Below are 19,578 nucleotides of genomic sequence, written 5' to 3'. Positions count from 1 at the left end.
AGTTGTTTATCAAGCAGATAAAAACTATTTTCTAAAAGGAGAGTGACGTTGTGGCAACAACTAGAGAAGAAGCCCTACATATGCATCGTATTAATCAGGGGAAACTAGAATCAAAAGCAAAGGTAGAAGTGCGAAATGCAAAAGACCTCAGTTTAGCGTATTCTCCAGGTGTGGCGGAGCCTTGCAAGGAGATCTTTGAAGACGTTGAGACAGTTTATGAATACACAATGAAAGGCAACATGGTTGCTGTTGTGAGTAACGGGACAGCTGTACTTGGACTGGGTAATATCGGACCAGAAGCTTCTCTACCAGTAATGGAAGGAAAAGCAGTACTTTTTAAATCATTTGCTGGCGTTGATGCGTTTCCAATTTGCTTACGTACAACGGATACAGAAAAAATTATTGAAACAGTAAAATTACTAGAGCCAACTTTTGGCGGAGTTAATTTAGAGGATATAGCAGCACCGGCTTGTTTTGAAATTGAAGAAAGACTGAAAAAAGAAACAAATATTCCAATCTTTCATGATGACCAACACGGAACAGCGATTGTTACGTTAGCCGGTTTAATCAATGCGTTAAAAATAACAGGCAAGAAAATGTCTGAGATTAAAGTTGTTGCTAACGGAGCAGGAGCTGCCGGGATAGCTATTATTAAACTGATGCAACGAATGGGTGTTCGTGACATTATTATGTGTGATTCTAAAGGAGCTATCTTTGAAGGGCGTTCATATGGAATGAATGATATGAAAGCAGAGGTAGCTAAATTTACGAATCCTGCTAAATTAGAAGGTAACTTGGCTGATGTTATCAAAGGAACAGATGTCTTTATTGGAGTGTCTGTCGCTGGTGCATTAACAAAAGAAATGATTGAAAGCATGAATCCAGATCCTATTATTTTTGCAATGGCAAACCCTACGCCAGAGATTATGCCTGAGGAAGCGAAAGCAGCAGGAGCAAAAGTAATTGGTACGGGTCGTTCTGATTTCCCTAACCAAGTCAATAATGTATTAGCGTTCCCAGGTATTTTCCGCGGAGCACTTGATGTAAGGGCTACTCACATTAACGAGGAAATGAAAGTAGCTGCTGTCTATGCAATTGCCGATTTAGTAAAAGAGTCAGAATTAACTGCTGACTATGTGATTCCAGCACCATTTGATCCACGTGTAGCGCCTGCTGTGGCAGCAGCTGTTGCGAAAACAGCAATGGAAACAGGTGTAGCTCGTAAAAAAGTTGACCCAGAAAAAGTTGCTGAAAAAACAAAGAAACTTGCTTTAATTGGAGACGGCGCATCAAACTAACTATTTAAGCAATTGAAGGTGAGGGTGACTTATGTCATCAGGACAACCAAAAGTCTACATTGAAGTTATTAAACAAATTAATAACATTATAAATGATGATCAACTTGGAAGTGGAGATAAATTGCCTTCGGAAAGAGAGCTGAGCGACCGCTAGATGTTGGTCGCTCTTCTGTCCGAGAGGCTTTAAGAGCGCTTGAACTGCTAGATTTGATTGAAACAAGACGTGGTGAAGGAACTTATATTAAGCCATTTGGTAGCTATCGTTTAGTAGAAATACTCTTGTCCTTTTTATTGAAAGATGAAAATGCTCGGAAGGATTTAACTGAAACAAGACGAATAATAGAGCTTGAGGCGTTGAAATTAGCTTGTGATCGAATAACAGAAGAGTACATCGAGAAACTTTATCAACTTTTAGTTCAAGCGAAGGAAGAATGGGCTCACGGTGATTTGCCTGTTGAAGAAGATTATTTGTTTCATAGAACGATTGTAGAAGCGTGTGACAATCGACTGCTGTTAAATTTATGGGTGTCTTTAGTTGAATACAATAAAGTTGCGATTGAGCGCTCACTAAAACGTGAAGGTAGAATGTCTCTTGCACTAATAGAGCACGAAAATATTTATCTGGCATTAAAAAAGCGTGATTGCAAACAAGCGATGCTTGCAATGAGTCGTCACTTAGAAAATAGTCGCTTTTAGCTTGTACTATTATGTTTTTAAAAGCATAGAATAAAATATATAAAGCTTAAGCCAATGAGGTGGGAAAATGCTTAAGGATTTTCTGAAAAAGAAGAAAAGGTACGCAACAATCCCTTCTGAAAGGGCAAAACAAGAAGTTCCAGAAGGTCTGATGACTAAATGTCCATCTTGTAGAACGATCATGTATACGAAAGAATTGGACAAGAACCTTAAAGTCTGCGATTCTTGTGGACATCATTTTCGCATGACTGCATATGAGCGTATCGACAGTTTACTTGATGAAGGTTCATTTGTAGAGTTTGACAAAAATATGATTAGTAAAAATCCACTTGATTTTCCAACATACGAAGAGAAACTAGAAGCGGATAGAAAAAAAAGTAACTTAAATGAAGCGATTGTCACAGGAAAAGGCTCACTTAATAATCTTGACCTAGTGATCGCAGTAATGGATCCGAGATTTCGTATGGGAAGTATGGGTTCTGTTGTGGGCGAGAAGATTACAAGAGCGGTAGAATATGCAATTGAGATGGGTATTCCTTTTATTTTATTCTCAGCATCCGGTGGTGCGAGAATGCAAGAGGGTGTATTAAGTTTAATGCAGATGGCTAAAACAAGCGCTGCCCTTCAAAAGTTGAATCGACAAGGTGGGTTATTTATTTCGATTATGACTCATCCGACAACGGGAGGAGTCTCTGCTAGTTTTGCATCATTAGGAGATTATAATTTTGCCGAACCAAAGGCGTTAATTGGATTTGCAGGAAGAAGAATAATTGAACAAACTATTCGTCAAGAGTTACCTGAAGATTTTCAGACAGCTGAATTTCTCTTGAAACATGGACAACTTGATCGAGTTCTCCCACGTTTAGAAATGAAGGAAACACTGACGAAAATACTGGACATTCATTCTTCATAAAGGGAGGTGTACTCATGGCAAGTGAATTAGGTTTTGAAAAACCGATTTTAGAATTAAAAAACAAGATCTCTGAGCTTCGGACTTTTACCGAAGAAAAAGAAATTGATCTAACAGATGAAATAAAAAAACTTGAAAATCGTTTACATCAATTAGAAAAAGATATTTATGGCAATCTTCAGCCATGGGAACGCGTTCAGATTGCAAGACACCACGAAAGACCGACAACTCTCGATTACATTGAGTATTTGTTTACGGATTTCTTAGAGATGCATGGAGACCGTTTTTACGGAGATGACGCTGCTATTGTAGGCGGAATTGCTAAGTATAAGGGGCGCTCTGTCACAGTTATTGGGCACCAACGTGGGAAAGACACTAAAGAGAATATTCGTCGTAATTTCGGTATGCCTCATCCTGAAGGTTACCGTAAAGCGTTACGTTTAATGAAACAGGCGGAAAAATTTAATCGTCCAATCATTTGTTTTATTGACACAAAAGGGGCATACCCAGGTAAAGCAGCAGAAGAACGCGGACAAAGTGAAGCGATTGCCAAGAATCTCCTTGAAATGGCTGGACTAACAGTACCTGTTGTTTGCATTGTGATTGGAGAAGGTGGTAGTGGAGGTGCATTAGCATTAGGAGTTGGAAACCATATCCATATGCTAGAGAACTCTACTTATTCAGTTATCTCTCCTGAAGGTGCGGCAGCTTTACTATGGAAAGACGCATCACTTGCTCAAAAAGCAGCAGAGTCAATGAAAATTACCGCTCCAGATTTAAAAGAGCTTGGAATTATCGATGAGATTATTCATGAAGTTAAAGGTGGTGCGCACAAAGATGTCGCGCAGCAATCAGAAAAAATGGATCAAGTTTTAAATCAATCGATTCAAAGCTTAAGTAGCTTATCAAAAGATGAGCTCATTGAACAAAGATACCAAAAATATAAAAATATTGGCCAATATACACATGTAAACGATGTCATGCCTGTAAATAAAGGTTAAATGCTTCCAGCTACTTAGGAAGCATTTTTTTCGTTGGCAGTTATTGGATTGTGTTTACTTAAGTAAAGTGGTATTTTATTGAGTGGGATGTTTTAGATTATATGAAAAGGGTCATGAAATGATAAGGAAATACACATCCTATAATGACTTGGCTTTTTATTAAAAATTTATATAGATATCTTTTCAAGATTGAGGAGGATTTTTAACATGAAAAGGATTGGAGTCTTAACTAGTGGTGGGGATTCACCAGGAATGAATGCAGCAATTCGAGCGGTTGTTCGTAAAGCGATTTATCATGAGCTTGAAGTTTATGGAATCTCTTACGGGTACCAAGGATTAATTAATGGTGACATTAAAAAAATGGAACTAGGCTCTGTAGGTGATATTATTCATCGCGGTGGTACAATGCTATATACAGCTCGTTGTGAAGAATTTAAAACGCTTGAAGGCCAGCAAAAAGGAATTGAACAATTAAAGAAGTTTGGAATTGAAGGTTTAGTAGTAATTGGAGGAGACGGTTCTTATAGAGGTGCTCAAAAGCTAACAGAACATGGCTTCCCAACCATTGGAGTTCCAGGCACGATTGATAATGATATTCCTGGTACAGATTTCACCATTGGATTTGATACGGCTTTAAATACAGTAATAGATGCCATAGATAAAATTCGAGATACTGCAACATCTCATGAGCGTACATATGTGATTGAAGTAATGGGGCGTCATGCAGGGGATCTAGCTTTATGGTCAGGTCTTGCTGATGGAGCAGAGACAATTGTGATTCCTGAAGCAAATTATGAAATGAGCGACATTATTGCCAAGTTGAAGCGAGGCCAAGATCGAGGTAAGAAACACAGTATCATTGTTGTTGCTGAAGGTGTCGGAAGCGGTTTTGATTTTGGAAAACGAATTGAAGCAGAAATGGATCTTGAAACTAGGGTAACAGTACTTGGCCATATTCAACGTGGTGGTTCGCCAACTGGATTTGACCGTGTTCTTGCTAGTCGTCTTGGCGCAAAAGCAGTTGATTTGTTACTAGAAGGTAAGGCCGGCGTGACTGTTGGAATTGAAAAGAATGAACTTGTCTATCATGATATAAATGAAGCCCTTTCAAGAAAGCACACGATTGATTTAGAAATGTACAAGCTATCAGAGCAATTATCGATTTAATTAATATAAATTTATTAACCTAAATATCAGGAGGCAATTATGCGTAAAACAAAAATCGTTTGTACCATTGGACCAGCAAGTGAATCAGTCGAGAAACTAACGGCTTTAATTGAAGCTGGAATGAACGTAGCAAGATTAAATTTTTCACATGGTGATTTCGAAGAGCATGGAGCTAGAATTAAAAACATTCGTGAAGCTTCAGAGCGAACAGGAAAAACAGTAGCGATTCTTCTTGATACAAAAGGTCCAGAAATTCGCACACAACAGCTTGAAAATGGTGTTGCTGAGTTAAAAATAGGAGACGAACTGATCATCTCTATGACAGAAGTTGTTGGAAATAACAAGAAGATTTCTGTTACATACCCAGGTCTAGTAAACGACGTGTCACCTGGTTCTAAAATACTACTAGATGATGGACTTATTGGACTTGAAGTAACCGAAGTTCTTGATAATGAACTTGTTACTAGAGTAATGAACAGTGGAACGCTTAAAAATAAAAAAGGTGTTAATGTTCCAAATGTAAGTGTAAATTTACCTGCATTAACAGATAAGGACATTGCTGATATAAAGTTTGGTATCGAACAAGGTGTTGACTTCATTGCAGCTTCATTTGTAAGAAGAGCTACGGATGTTCTAGAAATAAGAGAGTTACTTGATAATAACAATGGTTCGGAAATTCATATCATTCCTAAAATTGAGAATCAAGAAGGTGTCGATAACATCGACGAAATTCTTGAAGTATCAGATGGTTTAATGGTAGCTCGTGGAGATTTAGGAGTTGAAATTCCAGCTGAAGAAGTTCCACTTGTTCAAAAATCATTAATTAAAAAATGTAATCTCGTAGCAAAACCTGTTATTACAGCAACTCAAATGTTAGACTCCATGCAACGTAACCCAAGACCAACTAGAGCAGAAGCAAGTGATGTTGCGAACGCGATTTTTGATGGTACAGATGCAATTATGCTATCAGGTGAAACAGCAGCAGGAGATTATCCAGTAGAGTCAGTTCAAACGATGCATAATATTGCTACACGCACAGAACAAGCTCTTAACTATAGTGCAATGCTAAGGAAGAAAACAAAAGAAGAAACAACTACGATTACAAGTGCTATTGGGCAGTCCGTTGCTCACACAGCTTCTAACCTTACAGCTGCAGTCATTCTATCTGCAACTGAGAGTGGACACACAGCACGTATCGTTTCTAAATATCGTCCAAAATCGCCTATCATCGCTGTTACAAGCAATGAAAAAGTGATCCGTAAATTAAACTTAGTTTGGGGCGTTTATCCAATTCAAGGTAGACACTGTACGTCAACAGATGAGATGTTTGATTCTACAATCTCAACTGCCCTTGAGTCAGGCTCAATCAAGCAAGGTGACTTAGTAGTCATTACGGCGGGTGTTCCTGTAGGAGAAACAGGCACGACTAATATCATGAAAGTTCATGTTATTGGTGAAGTAGTAGCAAAAGGTCAAGGCATTGGCCGTCGATCTGCAGCGGGTAAAGTAGTGGTCGCTAGAGACGCAGCAGAAGCGCTTGAAAAAACAACAGAAGGCTCTATCCTTGTTACTTACAGCACAGATAAAGATATGATTCCTGCATTTGAAAAAGCAGCTGCAGTCATTACAGAAGAAGGCGGATTAACTTCTCATGCAGCAGTGGTTGGGTTGAATTTAAGTACTCCTGTTATCGTAGGTGTGGAAGGAGCACTTGATCTATTTAAAGATGGTGAAGAGATCACTGTTGATAGTGCTCGTGGCGACATTTACAGAGGCCACGCGAGTGTACTATAATACTGTTAAGGAGAAGGGAATTCCCTTCTCCTTTTCCTTTTAACAAACCCAACAATCTGTTCGTATAAAGGAGAATGTCATGTTTCGACTATTGTTACTACTCATTATTATCGTACCGGCTCTAGAGATTGCTGTACTAATTTTATCTGGAAATGTTTTAGGAGTATGGCCAACGATCTTACTAATCATTGCAACAGGGGTTCTCGGCGCTTGGCTAGCAAAAAAAGAAGGGCTTCAAGCCATCAGGTTAGCTCAATTACAAGCTCAGCAGGGGCAGCTTCCAAGCGGTGTACTTTTAGATGGAATTTGTATCTTAATCGGAGGTGTAGTCTTACTAACACCAGGATTTATTACAGATGCGATTGGCTTCTTTTTATTAATCCCGAAAACGAGAACTTACGCTAAAGCTCTTCTTTTGAAGTTATTCCATACCATGATTAAAAACGGCAATTTCATTGTGGTGAATAGAAGGTAAGTAAAGTCTATGGGTGAGAATTAATTTTTTTAATTTAAGGAGGACTTTTCTCTGTCACAAGCGTCGATATTTATGTTAGTGTTGTTAGGAGTGGCAGTTGTCGCTAAAAATCAATCATTAATGGTAGCTGTCGGAGTGTTACTTGTCGTAAAATGGGTTGGTTTAGGTGATAAGTTATTCCCACTCTTTCAACAAAAAGGAATTAATATTGGAGTAACCGTCATTACAATTGCTGTCTTAACACCAATTGTCACAGGGGAAATTGGATTTAAGCAATTAGGAGAAGCTGTTAAATCATCTTATGCTTGGATCGCTTTAGGAGCTGGTATATTAGTAGCAATTATTGCAGCAAATGGAATTGATTTGTTGAAAAATGATCCTCATATAACAACCGCTTTAGTTTTTGGAACGATATTAGCTGTAGCTCTTTTCAAAGGAGTTGCGGTAGGGCCTTTAATTGGTGCTGGAATTGCTTATTTTGCAATGAGACTGGTTTCGTTTCTTTCGAATCTATGGGGATAATTTTGAACATTAAGTATTTGGTTCTTACTAAAACTGCAGAAAAATAAAGAATCTAAAAACAACTTTCAAAGAAAACGTTCACAAAAGCTTAATATATAGTTATAATAGAAGTTGTGAAATCCTTATACATAGAATAGCTACATTCTATGATATTAGAAATGTAAGCATTTACTATATGGGGAAAATAAGTTTTGAAGAAAAGGAGAGGTTAACGTGAGTACAACTCGTGGTCTAGAAGGAATTGTAGCAACGACATCTAGCGTTAGTTCCATTATTGAAAGTGTCCTTACTTATCAAGGGTATGATATTGATGATTTAGCAGATAATGCGAGTTTTGAAGAGGTTGTTTACCTCCTATGGAATGGACGTTTACCTAATTCAGTTGAGTTAAGTCAATTTACTCAAGAACTTGCTAACCATGCAGAAATTCCTAATCAAATTATAGAGCAAATGAAAGCTTATCCTATTGATAAGGTTCATCCGATGGCAGCATTACGTTCAGCTATTTCAAGTTTGGCATTATTTGATGAAGAAGCAGATGTAATGGAAGAGGAAGCTAATCGTTTAAAAGCAATCAAGATTCAAGCTCAGATCCCTACGATCGTGACAGCGTTTTCACGTATTCGCGAAGGATTAGAGCCTGTGGCACCACGTAGTGACCTTGCTTTCGCTGCGAATTTCTTATACATGTTAACTGGAAATGAACCAGACGAGATTGCGGTTAATGCCTTTAATAAAGCGCTTGTATTGCATGCTGACCATGAGTTGAATGCATCAACGTTTACAGCTCGAGTCTGTGTGGCAACTTTATCTGATGTTTATTCTGGAATCACTGCTGCAATAGGAGCGCTAAAAGGTCCATTACACGGTGGTGCTAATGAAGCGGTTATGAACATGTTGATGGATATTGATAAAGTTGAGAATGTAGAACCTTATATTCGAAAAGCGTTAGATAATAAAGAAAAAATTATGGGCTTTGGACACCGTGTTTATAAAGATGGTGACCCACGTGCGAAACATTTGAAAGACATGTCAAAAAAGTTAACTGAAATTACTGGTGAAACTAAGTGGTATGAGATGTCTACAAAAATTAATGATATGGTAACAAAAGAGAAAGGTCTTCTTCCAAATGTAGATTTTTACTCTGCAAGTGTGTACCATAGCTTAGGTATTAAGCATGATTTGTTTACACCTATTTTTGCTGTAAGTCGTGCATCAGGATGGTTAGCTCACATCTTAGAGCAATACAGTAATAATCGCCTGATCCGTCCGCGTGCTGAGTATGTAGGACCAGGAAAACAAACATATATTCCAATTGAACAACGCTAAAGCGTGCTCGGGGGGAGATCCTCCCTGTACATAGATTGACAAATAGGCAGAATATTAGCTACATTAGACTAGATGGTCTTATTATTTTCTTATTATCTTAGGAGGTTATGAACATGGGAGAAGTAATTAAAGTAAACAATGGTGTGCTAGATGTACCTAATAATCCAATCGTTCCTTACATTGAAGGAGACGGTATTGGACCTGACATTTGGGCTGCAGCTTCACGCGTATTAGATGCAGCAGTTGAAAAAGCTTACAATGGTGAAAAGAAAATTGAGTGGAAAGAAATCCTTGCTGGTGAAAAAGCATTTAATCAAACTGGTGAGTGGTTACCTGAAGCTACTTTAGATGCTGTGCGTGAATATCTAATTGCTATAAAAGGACCATTAACAACTCCTATCGGTGGCGGTATTCGTTCTTTAAACGTTGCTCTTCGTCAAGAGCTAGATCTTTATGTTTGTCTACGTCCGGTTCGTTATTTTGATGGTGTTCCATCACCAGTTAAACGTCCTGAAGACACAGACATGGTTATCTTCCGTGAAAACTCAGAAGATATCTATGCTGGTATTGAGTACAAAGAAGGATCTGAAGAAGTGAAAAAGCTTATCGCTTTCTTACAAAATGAAATGGGAGCAAGCAAAATTCGTTTCCCTGAAACTTCAGGAATTGGTATTAAGCCAGTATCTCAAGAAGGAACAGACCGACTAGTTCGTGCAGCAATCCAATATGCAATTGATGAAGGTCGTAAGAGTGTAACTCTAGTTCATAAAGGAAACATCATGAAGTTTACTGAAGGAGCGTTTAAAAACTGGGGTTATGAGTTGGCTGAGCGTGAATTCGGAGATAAAGTATTCACTTGGGCACAATATGATAAGCTAGTTGAAACTGAAGGTAAAGACGCTGCTAACCAAGCTCAAGCTGAAGCTGAAGCTGCTGGCAAAATCATTGTAAAAGATTCAATTGCTGATATCTTCTTACAACAAATCTTAACTCGTCCTAAAGAGTTTGATGTAGTAGCTACAATGAACTTAAATGGTGACTACATTTCTGATGCACTTGCTGCTCAAGTAGGTGGAATTGGTATTGCTCCAGGAGCAAACATCAACTACGATACAGGACACGCAATTTTTGAAGCAACACACGGAACAGCTCCAAAATATGCTGGTCTTGATAAAGTAAACCCATCTTCAGTTCTTCTTTCTGGAGAGTTAATGCTTCGTCACTTAGGTTGGTTTGAAGCTGCTGATATGATCATGTCTGCAATGGATAAAACAATCGCTAGTAAAGTAGTAACTTACGACTTCGCTCGTTTAATGGATGGTGCGACAGAAGTATCTTGCTCTGGTTTCGCTGACGAGCTTATCAAAAATCTATAATTATTAATTAGAAAACCAAAAGGACGGATTTCCCTTTTGGTTTTCTTGTAAAAACTTTGAAAGCGCTTTAATTCATCTGATAGAAATGGATGAATTTGACTTTAACCATGTAACTTTGGGATACTGAACTTATTACTTAATAGGGGAGTGTGTGTATCATGGCAATTAAACGTAGAAAGATTTCCGTAATTGGTGGAGGGTTTACTGGGGCTACTACAGCTCTAATGGTAGCTCAAAAAGAACTTGGTGATGTTGTTCTTCTCGATATTCCACAAATGGAAGGCCCAACAAAGGGTAAAGCTCTGGACATGATGGAGGCTACACCTGTTGCGGGAATCGACTCAAATATTGTTGGTACTTCTAATTATGAAGATACGAAAGATTCTGATGTGGTTGTAATCACAGCAGGCATCGCACGAAAGCCTGGCATGAGCCGCGACGACCTTGTTAACACAAACGCAGGAATTATGAAGGCAGTAACAAGAGAAGTAGTTAAATACTCTCCAAATTGCTATATCATTGTTTTAACAAATCCGGCTGATGCTATGACTTACACCGTATTTAAAGAATCAGGTTTCCCTAAAAATCGTGTAATTGGTCAATCAGGTGTTCTTGACACAGCTCGTTTCCGTACGTTTGTGGCTCAAGAGTTAAACCTTTCTGTTGAAGATATCACTGGTTTCGTTCTAGGTGGACATGGCGATGACATGGTTCCATTGATCCGTTATTCCGCTGCTGGCGGAGTGCCGCTTGAAAAGCTTATTTCAAAAGACCGTCTAGATGCTATTGTTGAACGCACAAGAAAAGGTGGCGGAGAAATTGTTGGTCTTTTAGGTAACGGAAGTGCTTACTACGCTCCGGCCGCATCTCTTACGCAAATGGTCGAAGCCATCATAAAAGATAAGAAACGTGTGATCCCTACAATTGCATACCTAGAAGGTGAATATGGATATAGTGACCTTTACGTTGGCGTTCCGACAATCCTTGGGGGAGACGGAATTGAAAAAATCATTGAACTAGATCTAACAGAAGACGAGCAAGTGGCTCTTGCAAAATCTGTTGAATCTGTTCGTAATGTTATGTCCGCTCTACCGAAAGCTTAATGATCTGACTGCACCGCATTTTTGCGGTGCTTTTTGTATTAGACCTAGTCAGGATGTAGAAGTAAAATAAAAGAGCCAGTTGCTTTTTTCGACATTCCTATTAACATCTCAATAATCTAAAAATAGAGTTATCCGTATTATGCTAATTTTTGCTATACTTAAATTATAAAAAATAGAGAAGATAGATGTACTTGGATGTTTGGCAGCGGTAAACTGTAATATAATGCCTTTTAATGGCTTCTGGAGGATGGAACATGTCACAGCGTTTATTAATTGTTGATGATGAGGAATCGATTGTCACTTTACTACAGTTTAATTTGGAGCAATCTGGTTTTGATGTAACAACAGCGATGGACGGTGCAACGGCGCTAGAACTCGCAACTAATGAAACTTTTGATTTGTTAATTTTGGACTTGATGTTACCTGAAATGGATGGTCTAGATGTATGTAAAAACTTAAGATTAAACAAAGTAATGACACCGATCCTAATGCTTACAGCTAAAGATGATGAATTTGATAAAGTACTTGGACTAGAGCTAGGTGCAGATGATTATATGACTAAGCCATTTAGCCCGAGGGAAGTCGTTGCCAGAGTTCGAGCTATTTTGAGAAGGGTTAATCCACCTTTTGTAGAAGAAACAACTGGAAAAAATGATACTAAATCAGAAACGATTAAATTCGGTGAAGTTGAAATACATCCTGAGAATTATGAAGTATTGTTTAAGAATCAACCTATTGAGTTAACACCTAAGGAATTTGAATTGCTTCTTTACCTTGCTACAAATAAAGGTCGAGTATTAACAAGAGATCAACTTTTAAATGCTGTTTGGAATTATGAATTTGTTGGAGACACTCGAATAGTTGATGTACACATTAGTCATCTTCGTGAGAAAATTGAGACGAACACAAAGAAACCAGTTTATATAAAAACAATAAGAGGGCTTGGGTATAAGTTAGAGGAGCCTATTTTGAATGTCTAAGCTACGTTTTAAGCTGATATCAGCCATATTACTAACTACTCTTCTAGTTATGACTGGTCTTGGAATAGTGATTGGACAGTTATATCAATCTTTTTATGTGAATAATCTAACTGACCGAATCGAAAAAGAAGCTGAGTTAGCGGCCTATGTAATAGGAGAAGAAGGGATTAGAGCTGATACAGCTCAACGCTTTGCACTTGATATTTCAAAGGCATTAGATGCGAGAGTAACGATTATTTTATTAGATGGTACTGTTATTGGTGAATCGGCAACTGATCCTGCTTTAATGGATAACCACCGGACTAGACCAGAAATTATTGCAGTAGAAAGAAATTTAGAAGGAAGAGAAATTCGTTATAGTGATACAGTTGGGGACGAATTACTTTATTATGCAGTACGAATATTTAACCCAGAGCGTGAAACAGTTGGTACCTAAGATTAGGTTTATCGACTCAGGAATTAGCAGAAATGGACCAAATCATTTGGGGAATTTTGCTAACTAGTTTTACAATTGCTTTCATTATTATTGTTTCGATAACCTATCGTGTAGCTAATGAGATGATTCGTCCAATAGAAAGTGCAACAGTGGTTGCCAATGAATTAGCAGAGGGAAATTATAAAGCAAGAACTCAAGAAGGTAAGCGGGACGAAATAGGTCAGTTAACAAGGTCAATAAATATATTAGCTTATAATCTAGAACAACTTACAAGAAGACATCAAGCTCAGAAGGAACGAATGGAAACGTTAATTGAAAACATGGGGAGTGGCCTCATTCTTATTAACACCAAAGGGGATATCTCGATTATAAATGGTGCTTGTAGAACGATTTTTCAAGAGAATACCGACCTCTGGCTAAATCAACTTTACCATGATGTAATTAAACATAAAGAGGTTATCCGAGTTGTGCAAACGATTTTTATGACGGAAGAACACCAAAGGATGCAAATCCATTTTCCAGTTCACCTTGAAATGCGGCATTTTGAAGTGTTCGGCTCTCCGGTTATGAGTAATAGAGGGAACTTAAAAGGAATTGTGCTTGTCCTTCATGATATAACCGATTTAAAAAAATTAGAGCAAGTTAGAACAGATTTTGTAGCTAATGTTTCTCATGAATTAAAAACGCCTGTTACATCTATTAAAGGCTTTACGGAAACGCTCTTGGACGGGGCAATGAATTCTGAGCATTAAGAGTTAAGTTTTTAAATATAATTGCAAAAGAGAGTGAACGACTACAAACGTTAATCGAAGAACTACTTGAATTATCAAAAATAGAACAATCCTACTTTAAGCTTAATTGGGCTACAACCGATTTAAAGCGAATCATTGAAGAGGTGTATGATTTACTGAAAGAAAAAGCATCAACTAAAGACATTTTTTTAGATTTAGTTATAGAAGGAGATACGACATTAGAAGGGGATGCAGCACGTTTAAAACAAATCGCTATTAATTTAGTAAATAATGCGATTATGTACACCCCGTCTGGTGGTAAAGTGACGATCTTCTTAAAAGGAAGAGACAGCAGAGTCGAACTAGATGTAATAGATACAGGAGTAGGAATTAGTGAAAATGAACTTCCTAGAATTTTTGAACGATTCTACCGGATCGACAGAGCTAGAAGTAGAAATTCTGGAGGCACAGGTCTAGGACTGGCAATTGTAAAACATTTAGTAGAAGCGCACGCTGCTAAGATTACAGTGAATAGTGAGATAGGCAAAGGAACGACTTTCTCGATCGAACTAAAAAAAGAACGGCAGCAACCAGATGAATAAACGTTTACAAAACATTTACAACCGCTTTATACAAGCTTAACGTTGTCTAATTACAATGTAATAGAACGGTTTCATCACTGCCGATCAAATAGGCTAGTTCCTATTTGAACAAAGTACATCCCCTTTTACGATGTGAGCACCCCCTTATGCTCACATCCTTTTTATAGGTTTTCAATAAATCGGCCGCCCTTGCCGATTTATTGAAAACCTATGCATTGAGCGGAGTCGCTACAAGCCCTTAAGCCTTCTATGAACGGTTTTCTCATAGAAGGCGAGTAGCGAACGGAGCCAATGCCACGACTTACGCTCATGTCAATATAGTTCAAATCCCCGCAAACTACTAACCTTCCCAAGCTCAAACCCACCGACTAATTTTATCCATAACCACCATCTACAATATACATAGTTTTGTTATTCAAGCCCAATAACGCAAAAAATTGTACTATAATGAAAAAGAATGGAATTACATTAAGAATAGTGAAACTTTTCTAAGGTAAATCCGTAGATAAGTAGAGATTATTGCGAAGGGATGATTTGATGACGATTAAGCAACTACTCGTTGGCTTTGTAACCTTAATTGGTGGAGCCATCCTTGCTCTGTTTTTAATCACAGGATGGTACATAGTCGATGAATCTGAACAAGCAGCACTTATAACTTTTGGAAAAGTAGAGGACACGATTTCTGAGCCAGGTTTGAAGTTTAAGATGCCTTGGCCAATCCAAAGAGTAGAAATTTTATCAAGAGGTACGTACACGCTTCAAGTTGGTTATCAAGAAGAAGGCGGAGAAGTTGTTGAATTTACAAACGAAGCTAAAATGATAACAGGCGATGAAAATATTCTTTATGCTGACTTAGCGGTACAGTGGAGAATTAGCGATCCGGAACAATACCTTTATAGTACGGTAAATGCAGAGCAAGTACTTTACAATGCTACTTCTGCTGCTTTACGTGGTGTAATTGGTAGCACAAGAATAGATGATGTACTAACAGATCAAAGACCTGAGGTGGAAGCCCAAGTTTTTGAAAATTTAATTAAACTGCTTGAAATCTATCAAATTGGTGTAAGTATACAAGATGTTAAATTACAGGATGTCGAACTACCTACAGAGGAAGTCCGTCGTGCATTTACAGAGGTAACCGATGCTCGTGAGCAACGTCTAACCAAAATTAATGAAGCTACAAGATATCGTAATCAGCTTATTAATGAAGTTGAAGGGGAAAAGGATGCGATTATTTCTAGAGCGGAAGGAACTCGAGCAGAGCGAATTGAGCGTGCTCGTGGGGATGTAGCTAGGTTTGACGCTTTGTATACAGAGTATCTTGTTAATCCAGATGTCACTCGTCAACGTCTTGTATTAGAAACGTTAGAAACTGTCTTGCCTAGTACTGAGATTTACATTATGGATAGTAACAATGATACTGTAAGCTATTTACCAATTAGGCCACTTGAGCGTGGGCAAAATACCGCTGCTGAAGGAGGAAGTAACTAATGAGTGATGATAACATTGTAGATATTAATGAACGTCGACCAAGTGATGAATGGAGAAAGTATGCAAAACTTGGTGCTATAGGAATTATATTGGTTGTACTTCTTGGAACGATTATTAGCAATCTATTTATTGTGGAACAAGGAGAGTACAAAGTCGTTCGTCAATTTGGTGAGGTTGTACGAATCGAATCTGAACCTGGCTTAAGTTATAAAATACCTTTTATCCAATCAGTTACCACTTTACCGAAATATCAAATGGTCTATGACATTCCGCCAGCTGAAATCAATACACGAGACAAAAAGCGAATGTTAGCTGATCATTACGCTTTGTGGAGAATTGAAAGCCCGCAGTTAATGATTGCAAATGCAAGAACCGAACAGCAAGCGGAAGCCATTATGGGTGAGTTAATTTTCTCGGCAATTCGTGCTGAACTTGGTCAATTAGACTTTGATGAAATTATCAATGAAGAAACTTCTTCTAGAGGTAACTTTAATGAGCTTGTTCGAAATCGAGTAAATGATGCATTGGAACGTGGTAACTACGGCATTGTTTTAACTGATGTTCGGATGAAGCGTACCGACTTGCCACAAGAAAATGAAGAAGCTGTTTATAGCCGAATGATTTCTGAGCGTCATGCAACTGCACAAGAGTACTTATCACAAGGGGATGCGGAAGCTAATCGTATCCAATCGTCAACAGATCGTGAAGTAACAGAAATGATCGCAACCGCTAATGCCGATGCGAAAGAAATTGAAGGGGAAGGGGAAGCAGAAGCTGCTCGTATCTACAACGAATCATTTGGACGTGATACAGAGTTTTATCAGCTTTATCGTACCCTTCAGTCATATGAAAAGACAATAGGTGAGGAGACTGTTATCGTACTTCCATCTAATTCACCATATGCAAGAATCTTAATGGGATATACGGAATAACTAAGATGAGAGAGCGACATTCGTTGCTCTCTTTTTTCTCATTTTGCGGTTGCTATGCTACAATAAATGAAAGAAAACAGAAGAGAAAGGGGCTTATCAATTGAAGAAGCTCGTATTAATAGATGGAAATAGCATAGCGTATCGCGCTTTTTTTGCTTTACCGCTGTTAAACAATGAAAAAGGCGTTTACACAAATGCAGTTTATGGTTTTACAACGATGTTATTAAAAATCATAGAAGAAGAAAAACCAACACATATGTTAGTTGCTTTTGATGCTGGTAAAACAACGTTTCGTCATAAAACGTTTGATGAATATAAAGGGGGACGTCAAAAAACGCCACCAGAACTTTCTGAGCAATTTCCTTTAGTAAGGGAGTTACTTGATGCGTTTAACATCTCACGGTTTGAATTAGAAAACTATGAAGCCGATGATATTATTGGCACACTTGCTAAAAAAGCTGCTAATAAAGATTTCGACGTAAAAGTCTTCTCAGGTGATAAAGATTTACTTCAACTAGTATCAGACAAAGTAACGGTTGTTTTAACGAAAAAAGGAATTACAAATGTTGAAGCATATGATGAAGCTTTGATTGAGGAAAAGTACGGAATTACGCCTAATCAGATTATCGACATGAAAGGACTCATGGGAGATAGTTCCGATAATATCCCTGGTGTACCTGGAGTCGGTGAAAAAACAGCGCTTAAGCTTTTAAAGGAATTTGGTTCAGTTGAAAAAGTATTGGAATCGATTGATCAAATCTCTGGTAAGAAGATGAAAGAAAAGCTAGAAGAAAACCGTGAGCAAGCCCTTATGAGTAAAGAACTCGCAACCATCTTTTTAGAAGTGCCTTTTGACACGGAGATTGATGACCTGAGTTTCGGTGACTATGATCAGAAGAAAGTTGTAGACTTCATGAAAGAACTTGAGTTTACTTCGTTAGTTACTAAGTTCGATACAGAAGGTGCGGAAGAAATTGAACTAGAAGAGATTACGTTCGACATTCTAGAAGAAGTGGAAGACAAGCACCTTACGACCGAAGCGGCTCTTATAGTCGAAGTATTGGATGAAAATTATCATCAAGCTCCAATTGAAGGCTTCGCATTAGTTAACGAAAAAGGTCGCTTTTTTATCCCCACTGAAAAAGCTTTAGACTCCGTAGCTTTTGTAAATTGGTTAAAAGATGAATCAACGAAAATCTCAGTTTTTGATGCGAAGCAGGCTGTTGTTTCTTTAGGATGGCAAGGAATCTTATTAAATGGGGTTGTCTTTGATTTACAAATGGCTTCCTACTTACTCGATCCGTCTCTTTCTTCGCATAATATTAGTGATGTTGCAATGAGAAAAGGAATTGGACAACTTCAAGAGGATGAATTTGTTTACGGCAAAGGAGCAAAACGGAGAATTCCAGGACAAGACGAATTAGCTGAGCACTTAGTGAGAAAAGCAATGGCTCTTTATCAGCTAAAGCCAGTACTTGAAGCGGAATTAAAAGAAAATGAGCAAGAAGCATTGTTTCGCGATTTAGAAATGCCTTTATCACTTGTACTTGGCCGAATGGAAACGACAGGGGTAAAAGTGGATAAAGAACAATTGCAGCAAATGGGTGAGGACTTAGAGTTTCGCTTGAATGACCTCGAGAAAAAAATCCATCAGTTAGCTGGAACAACTTTTAATATTAATTCACCAAAGCAGTTAGGTGAAATTCTATTTGAAAAGCTTGGATTGCCTCCAGTGAAGAAAACAAAAACAGGTTACTCCACTTCTGCTGATGTTCTTGAAAAGCTTGCAGAGGATCATGAAATTGTTGAGTATATTCTCCATTACAGACAGTTGGGTAAGCTAAATTCGACCTATATTGAAGGCTTATTAAAGGTTACGAAAGAAGACACGAGTAAAATTCATACAAGATATAATCAAGCTTTAACACAAACAGGTCGCTTAAGCTCAACCGACCCCAACTTACAAAACATACCGATTCGACTAGAAGAGGGACGAAGAATTAGAAAGGCTTTTATTTCATCCGAAGCTGGCTGGAAAGTTCTTGCGGCAGATTATTCGCAAATTGAGCTTAGAGTTCTTGCTCATATTTCTGAAGACGCGAAATTAATCGAGGCGTTCCAAACGGATATGGACGTACATACCAAGACTGCGATGGACGTGTTCCATGTGAGTGCAGAAGAGGTAACGTCGAATATGCGTCGTAGTGCGAAAGCTGTAAACTTTGGGATTGTTTACGGAATTAGTGACTTTGGTTTATCTCAAAGTTTAGGCATTACAAGGAAAGAAGCGGGGCAATTTATTGAGCGTTATTTTGCGAGCTATCCACGAGTTAAAGAATATATGGATAATATTATTGAGGATGCAAGAGAAAAAGGTTATGTATCCACCTTGCTTCAGCGAAGACGTTATTTACCAGATTTAACGAGTCGTAACTTTAACAAGCGTAGTTTTGCTGAACGAACAGCGATGAATACGCCTATTCAAGGTACGGCAGCTGATATCATTAAAAAAGCAATGGTTGAAATGGCGATTAGATTAGAAAAAGAACAATTACAAAGCAGAATGCTCTTACAAGTACACGATGAACTTATTTTTGAAGTGCCAGAAAATGAAGTGGATATCATGCTAAAACTTGTGCCAGAAGTGATGGAACAAGCTGTGGAACTACGAGTTCCATTAAAGGCAGATGTTTCTTTCGGAGAAACATGGTATGACGCGAAGTAAGGGGAGATAC

The 19,578-nt window shown here is 38.2% G+C and carries 19 protein-coding genes; all 19 read left to right on the top strand.

What is annotated here, in order from left to right; all coding sequences use genetic code 11:
• Positions 1 to 80: 80 nt before the first annotated feature.
• Positions 81 to 1,298: an NADP-dependent malic enzyme gene (gene ystJ / locus JCM9157_RS05355; RefSeq protein ID WP_035663034.1), complete on the top strand. Its 1,218-nt coding sequence runs from the start codon at positions 81 to 83 to the stop codon at positions 1,296 to 1,298.
• A gap of 31 nt (positions 1,299 to 1,329) precedes the next feature.
• Positions 1,330 to 1,452, top strand: a complete 123-nt coding sequence (locus JCM9157_RS26005; protein WP_369384702.1) for a hypothetical protein — start codon at positions 1,330 to 1,332, stop codon at positions 1,450 to 1,452.
• 53 nt (positions 1,453 to 1,505) lie between these two features.
• The gene (locus JCM9157_RS05350) at positions 1,506 to 1,994 is read left to right on the top strand and encodes a FadR/GntR family transcriptional regulator (protein ID WP_369384701.1); all 489 of its coding nucleotides are present in this window, start codon (positions 1,506 to 1,508) and stop codon (positions 1,992 to 1,994) included.
• A gap of 67 nt (positions 1,995 to 2,061) precedes the next feature.
• Entirely contained in the window at positions 2,062 to 2,907 is an 846-nt protein-coding gene (gene accD / locus JCM9157_RS05345) for an acetyl-CoA carboxylase, carboxyltransferase subunit beta (protein ID WP_035662891.1), read from the top strand.
• A 14-nt stretch (positions 2,908 to 2,921) separates the two neighbouring features.
• A complete protein-coding gene (accA, locus tag JCM9157_RS05340; protein WP_035662890.1) occupies positions 2,922 to 3,905 on the top strand; it encodes an acetyl-CoA carboxylase carboxyl transferase subunit alpha in 984 nt (327 codons plus the stop codon).
• 207 nt (positions 3,906 to 4,112) lie between these two features.
• Positions 4,113 to 5,072 carry a 6-phosphofructokinase gene (gene pfkA / locus JCM9157_RS05335; protein ID WP_035662889.1) on the top strand — a complete coding sequence of 320 codons (960 nt, stop codon included), beginning with the start codon at positions 4,113 to 4,115 and terminating at the stop codon, positions 5,070 to 5,072.
• A 39-nt stretch (positions 5,073 to 5,111) separates the two neighbouring features.
• Positions 5,112 to 6,866 (top strand): pyruvate kinase, encoded by a 1,755-nt coding sequence (pyk, locus tag JCM9157_RS05330; RefSeq protein WP_035662888.1) that lies wholly within the window; start codon positions 5,112 to 5,114, stop codon positions 6,864 to 6,866.
• Between the two features lie 79 nt (positions 6,867 to 6,945).
• Complete coding sequence (locus tag JCM9157_RS05325; RefSeq protein ID WP_035662887.1) at positions 6,946 to 7,341, top strand: FxsA family protein; 396 nt, start codon at positions 6,946 to 6,948, stop codon at positions 7,339 to 7,341.
• Between the two features lie 72 nt (positions 7,342 to 7,413).
• Positions 7,414 to 7,863, top strand: a complete 450-nt coding sequence (locus JCM9157_RS05320) for a DUF441 domain-containing protein (protein WP_035662886.1) — start codon at positions 7,414 to 7,416, stop codon at positions 7,861 to 7,863.
• 213 nt (positions 7,864 to 8,076) lie between these two features.
• A complete protein-coding gene (gene citZ / locus JCM9157_RS05315; protein WP_035662885.1) occupies positions 8,077 to 9,192 on the top strand; it encodes a citrate synthase in 1,116 nt (371 codons plus the stop codon).
• Between the two features lie 107 nt (positions 9,193 to 9,299).
• Positions 9,300 to 10,568, top strand: a complete 1,269-nt coding sequence (icd, locus tag JCM9157_RS05310) for an NADP-dependent isocitrate dehydrogenase (protein WP_035662884.1) — start codon at positions 9,300 to 9,302, stop codon at positions 10,566 to 10,568.
• A 158-nt stretch (positions 10,569 to 10,726) separates the two neighbouring features.
• A complete protein-coding gene (gene mdh / locus JCM9157_RS05305; protein WP_035662882.1) occupies positions 10,727 to 11,671 on the top strand; it encodes a malate dehydrogenase in 945 nt (314 codons plus the stop codon).
• Positions 11,672 to 11,925: 254 nt separating this feature from the next.
• The gene (locus JCM9157_RS05300; RefSeq protein ID WP_035662880.1) at positions 11,926 to 12,651 is read left to right on the top strand and encodes a response regulator transcription factor; all 726 of its coding nucleotides are present in this window, start codon (positions 11,926 to 11,928) and stop codon (positions 12,649 to 12,651) included.
• Positions 12,644 to 13,087, top strand: coding sequence for a hypothetical protein (locus JCM9157_RS26000; RefSeq protein ID WP_369384700.1), 444 nt, complete (start codon positions 12,644 to 12,646; stop codon positions 13,085 to 13,087). The genes JCM9157_RS05300 and JCM9157_RS26000 overlap by 8 nt, the downstream gene beginning before the upstream one ends.
• Before the next feature lie 32 nt (positions 13,088 to 13,119).
• Complete coding sequence (locus JCM9157_RS25995) at positions 13,120 to 13,839, top strand: PAS domain-containing protein (protein WP_369384699.1); 720 nt, start codon at positions 13,120 to 13,122, stop codon at positions 13,837 to 13,839.
• Positions 13,840 to 13,982: 143 nt separating this feature from the next.
• Positions 13,983 to 14,420, top strand: a complete 438-nt coding sequence (locus tag JCM9157_RS25990; protein ID WP_369384698.1) for a sensor histidine kinase — start codon at positions 13,983 to 13,985, stop codon at positions 14,418 to 14,420.
• A 537-nt stretch (positions 14,421 to 14,957) separates the two neighbouring features.
• The gene (gene hflK / locus JCM9157_RS05290) at positions 14,958 to 15,911 is read left to right on the top strand and encodes an FtsH protease activity modulator HflK (protein ID WP_173401245.1); all 954 of its coding nucleotides are present in this window, start codon (positions 14,958 to 14,960) and stop codon (positions 15,909 to 15,911) included.
• Positions 15,911 to 16,843: a protease modulator HflC gene (gene hflC, locus JCM9157_RS05285; protein WP_035662877.1), complete on the top strand. Its 933-nt coding sequence runs from the start codon at positions 15,911 to 15,913 to the stop codon at positions 16,841 to 16,843. The genes hflK and hflC overlap by 1 nt, the downstream gene beginning before the upstream one ends.
• 100 nt (positions 16,844 to 16,943) lie before the next feature.
• Positions 16,944 to 19,568, top strand: a complete 2,625-nt coding sequence (gene polA / locus JCM9157_RS05280) for a DNA polymerase I (protein WP_035662875.1) — start codon at positions 16,944 to 16,946, stop codon at positions 19,566 to 19,568.
• The last annotated feature ends 10 nt before the right edge of the window (positions 19,569 to 19,578 follow it).

This window comes from Halalkalibacter akibai JCM 9157 (assembly GCF_000513135.1).
Lineage (GTDB): Bacteria > Bacillota > Bacilli > Bacillales > Bacillaceae_D > Halalkalibacter > Halalkalibacter akibai.
The sequence above is the reverse complement of the archived record's forward strand: the minus strand, read 5'-3'. Positions and strand labels throughout refer to the sequence as shown.

Excerpts from the sequence above, each read along its gene's own strand:
- ystJ (WP_035663034.1), top strand. The coding sequence starts at position 81 with ATGCATCGTATTAATCAGGGGAAACTAGAATCAAAAGCAAAGGTAGAA.
- JCM9157_RS26005 (WP_369384702.1), top strand. The coding sequence starts at position 1,330 with ATGTCATCAGGACAACCAAAAGTCTACATTGAAGTTATTAAACAAATT.
- accD (WP_035662891.1), top strand. The coding sequence starts at position 2,062 with ATGCTTAAGGATTTTCTGAAAAAGAAGAAAAGGTACGCAACAATCCCT.
- accA (WP_035662890.1), top strand. The coding sequence starts at position 2,922 with ATGGCAAGTGAATTAGGTTTTGAAAAACCGATTTTAGAATTAAAAAAC.
- pfkA (WP_035662889.1), top strand. The coding sequence starts at position 4,113 with ATGAAAAGGATTGGAGTCTTAACTAGTGGTGGGGATTCACCAGGAATG.
- pyk (WP_035662888.1), top strand. The coding sequence starts at position 5,112 with ATGCGTAAAACAAAAATCGTTTGTACCATTGGACCAGCAAGTGAATCA.
- JCM9157_RS05325 (WP_035662887.1), top strand. The coding sequence starts at position 6,946 with ATGTTTCGACTATTGTTACTACTCATTATTATCGTACCGGCTCTAGAG.
- JCM9157_RS05320 (WP_035662886.1), top strand. The coding sequence starts at position 7,414 with ATGTTAGTGTTGTTAGGAGTGGCAGTTGTCGCTAAAAATCAATCATTA.
- icd (WP_035662884.1), top strand. The coding sequence starts at position 9,300 with ATGAACATGGGAGAAGTAATTAAAGTAAACAATGGTGTGCTAGATGTA.
- mdh (WP_035662882.1), top strand. The coding sequence starts at position 10,727 with ATGGCAATTAAACGTAGAAAGATTTCCGTAATTGGTGGAGGGTTTACT.
- JCM9157_RS05300 (WP_035662880.1), top strand. The coding sequence starts at position 11,926 with ATGTCACAGCGTTTATTAATTGTTGATGATGAGGAATCGATTGTCACT.
- JCM9157_RS26000 (WP_369384700.1), top strand. The coding sequence starts at position 12,644 with ATGTCTAAGCTACGTTTTAAGCTGATATCAGCCATATTACTAACTACT.
- JCM9157_RS25995 (WP_369384699.1), top strand. The coding sequence starts at position 13,120 with ATGGACCAAATCATTTGGGGAATTTTGCTAACTAGTTTTACAATTGCT.
- hflK (WP_173401245.1), top strand. The coding sequence starts at position 14,958 with ATGACGATTAAGCAACTACTCGTTGGCTTTGTAACCTTAATTGGTGGA.
- hflC (WP_035662877.1), top strand. The coding sequence starts at position 15,911 with ATGAGTGATGATAACATTGTAGATATTAATGAACGTCGACCAAGTGAT.